Origin of the sequence: Nostoc cf. edaphicum LEGE 07299, assembly GCF_015207245.1 — a bacterium.
GTDB classification, from domain to species: domain Bacteria; phylum Cyanobacteriota; class Cyanobacteriia; order Cyanobacteriales; family Nostocaceae; genus Nostoc; species Nostoc edaphicum_B.
Window position 1 is genome coordinate 1 of record NZ_JADEXF010000697.1, and the last position, 3,406, is coordinate 3,406.

Consider the following 3,406-nt stretch of genomic DNA (forward strand, 5'->3'; position numbering starts at 1 on the left):
TCCTAGAGCTACTGTTTTAGCCTCAAAAGTTGCGCTTCAGTTTCTGGAAGGGTTAGTCCACGATCCTTTCTCGAAGCGGGTTGTGAAAACTGGCGATCGCATCGATATCGGCAAAGGACACGAAATGGAATTCGTGAGTGCGCCTAACCTGCACTGGCCGGATACAATCTTTAGCTTTGACCGCAAAACCCAAATTCTCTACACCTGTGATGCTTTTGGGATGCACTTTTGTGACGATCGCACCTTTGACGAAGATTTAGAAGCGATTGAAGCTGACTTTAGATTTTACTACGACTGCTTGATGGGCCCTAACGCTCGTTCGTTGCTGAATGCGATGAAGCGGATGGGCGATCTCGGAAAGATTAATATTATCGCCAATGGTCACGGGCCGTTATTATACCACCATTTAGATGTTCTGACTGGGTGCTACGAAAATTGGAGCCAAAAACAAGCGAAAGCAGAAACAACAGTTGGCTTGTTTTTTGTCTCAGAATATGGTTATGGTGAACGCCTTGGTCACGCAATTGCCGAAGGTATACTGAAAACTGGCATTGGCGTAGAAGTACTGGATCTGAGTACTGCTGAAAGCCAAGAAATTCAAGAACTAGCCGGGAGAGCAGCAGGCATCATTATTGGTATGCCCCCAACTACCTCCGCCGCCGCCCAAGCTAGTATCAGTTCGGTGCTAGCTGTCGCCAAGAACAAGCAACTGCTTGGGCTGTTTGAATGTTACGGTGGGGATGATGAACCCATTGATACAATCCGCAGACAATTTCTTAACTCTGGCATCAAAGAAGCCTTCCCAGCGATTCGGATTAGAGAGGCTCCCAGCGCTTCAACCTTCCAGTTGTGTGAAGAAGCGGGTAAAGACATCGGACAATTGCTAGTGCGCGATCGCAACATCAAGCAAATCAAGTCCCTCGATGTCAACATGGAAAAGGCACTGGGTCGCATTAGCAGCGGACTATATATAGTCACTACAAAAAAAGATAATGTCTCAAGTGCAATGCTGGCATCCTGGATAACGCAAGCGAGTTTGCAACCATTAGGATTCACAATTGCCGTTGCTAAAGACCGCGCCATTGATTCCTTAATGCAAGTAGGCGATCGCTTCGTCCTCAATGTTTTGGAAGAAGGCAATTATCAAGAACTCAAGAGACACTTCCTCAAGCGCTTGCATCCTGGTGCTGACCGCTTTGCAGGAGTGAAAACTCAAACCGCGAAAAACGGTTCGCCGATTCTGGCAGATGCTTTGGCATACATGGAATGTGAAATACAGACCAGCATGGAATGCAGCGACCACTGGGTTTTATACTGCACTGTCCAAGAAGGTCGTGTCTCCAAAAACGATGGATTGACAGCCGTTCGCCATCGCAAAGTAGGTAATTACTACTAAGAAAGAGGCAAGAGGTAACAGGTGACAGGGGACAGCAAAGAAAACTATCCCCTGTTTCCTATGATCTATACCCTATAACCTATTCCCTATTCCCTATCCCCTATTTCCTGTTCCCTAACTTTATCCAACAGCTATGACCAATTCCAAGCCACGCGACGTACAAGTTTTACCAATTGCTACCAATACTAAAGCTATCAGAGCGCGTAGTTGGTCACGTCTGCGGTTTGAAATTGAATACGCACTTGAAAGAGGTACTACCTCCAATTGCTATTTAATTGAAGCTGATAAAACCGCACTTATCGATCCACCGCCAGAAAGCTTTACCGAAATTTATTTAGAGGCATTGCGGCAGACTTTAAATTTGCAAAGTTTGGATTATATAATTCTGGGTCATTTTAGCCCCAATCGAGTTGCAACCCTCAAAGCAATTTTAGAACTAGCACCACAGGTAACTTTTGTCTGTTCTCTTCCTGGTGCGAACAATTTGCGTGCTGCTTTCTTAGAGCAAGATTTAAATGTCTTGGTGATGCGGGGGAAAGAAACTCTGGATTTAGGTAAGGGTCATGTTTTGAAATTCTTGCCTACTCCCAGTCCACGTTGGCCGGAAGGACTTTGTACCTACGATCAGCAAACCCAAATTCTCTACACAGATAAGTTATTTGCAACTCATCTTTGTGGTGATGAAGTGTTTGATGATAACTGGGAAGCGCTTAAAGAAGATCAGCGTTACTACTTTAACTGCCTGATGGCTCCCCAAACTCCTCATGTGCAAGCAGCTTTGGAGAAAATATCAGATTTGCAGGTGAGAATGTATGCTGTGGGTCATGGTCCCTTAGTACGCACCAGCTTAATCGAACTCACCAAAGCTTATGCAGAGTGGAGCCGTTCTCACAACGATCGCGAAATTTCCGTTGCGCTACTTTACGCTTCAGCTTACGGCAATACAGCGACCTTAGCACAAGCGATCGCTCTGGGACTAACTAAAGGTGGAGTTGCAGTTAAATCGATTAACTGCGAATTTGCTACCCCTGATGAAATTCGCATCAACCTCGCACAGTCAGAGGGTTTTATCATCGGTTCTCCTACCATCGGTGGTCATGCGCCAACTCCCATTCATACTGCTTTAGGGATTGTGCTATCTAGTGGTGACAACAGCAAACTCGCTGGGGTATTTGGTTCCTACGGCTGGAGTGGCGAAGCCTTTGACTTAATTGAAGGTAAACTCCGGGATGCTGGGTATCGCTTTGGCTTTGACACTTTGAAGGTGAAGTTTAAACCTGATGATGTCACTCTCAAGTTCTGTGAAGAACTCGGTACAGACTTTGCTCAAGCCTTGAAAAAGGCTAAAAAGGTACGCGTACCACAACAAGCGGCGACTCCAGTAGAACAGGCTGTTGGCCGGATTGTTGGTTCCGTTTGCGTGGTGACAGCGAAACAAGGAGAAGTGTCTACCGCAATGTTAGGCGCTTGGGTTTCTCAAGCTACCTTCAACCCACCCGGAATAACAGTGGCGATCGCTAAAGAGCGAGCGATCGAATCTTTGATGTATCCAGGCGGTAAGTTTGCCTTAAATATTCTACCTGAAGGCAATCATCAAGATTACATGAAGCATTTCCGTAAATCTTTCGCGCCTGGAGAAGATAGATTTGCCAACTTTAGTACAGCAGTTGCAGATAACGGTTGTACCATCCTCACCGATTCACTAGCATATTTGGAATGCTCAGTCAACCAACGTCTGGAATGTGGCGATCATTGGGTTGTATATGCAACTGTGGACGAAGGCAAATTACTCAAGCCTGATGCTGTGACTGCCATCAACCATCGGAAAACAGGCACTCATTATTAGATACAACGAAATTGCCTTAGCTTGAATATAGCCAAGGCGTTTGATGAGAAAATTCTCTTTTTTCTGGGATGGGCAAGATGGCCATCCCAGTTTTTTATGCTTAGGGACTTCCAGTTAAAAAAAATATCCCGTCGTAGGGGCGCAAGGCCTTGCGCCCTTACAAA

The 3,406-nt window shown here is 45.8% G+C and carries 2 protein-coding genes; both read left to right on the forward strand.

Annotation, left to right across the window (positions count from 1 at the left end):
• Positions 1-1,396 (forward strand): diflavin flavoprotein (locus tag IQ229_RS19170; RefSeq protein ID WP_194046470.1); only part of this gene is annotated, 1,396 nt, incomplete at its 5' end.
• A gap of 133 nt (positions 1,397-1,529) precedes the next feature.
• Positions 1,530-3,242, forward strand: a complete 1,713-nt coding sequence (locus IQ229_RS19175) for a diflavin flavoprotein (protein ID WP_194046472.1) — start codon at positions 1,530-1,532, stop codon at positions 3,240-3,242.
• Positions 3,243-3,406: the final 164 nt, after the last annotated feature.

Bases quoted from the DNA above. Each gene is read 5' to 3' on its own strand.
- IQ229_RS19175 (WP_194046472.1), top strand. From the start codon at position 1,530: ATGACCAATTCCAAGCCACGCGACGTACAAGTTTTACCAATTGCTACC.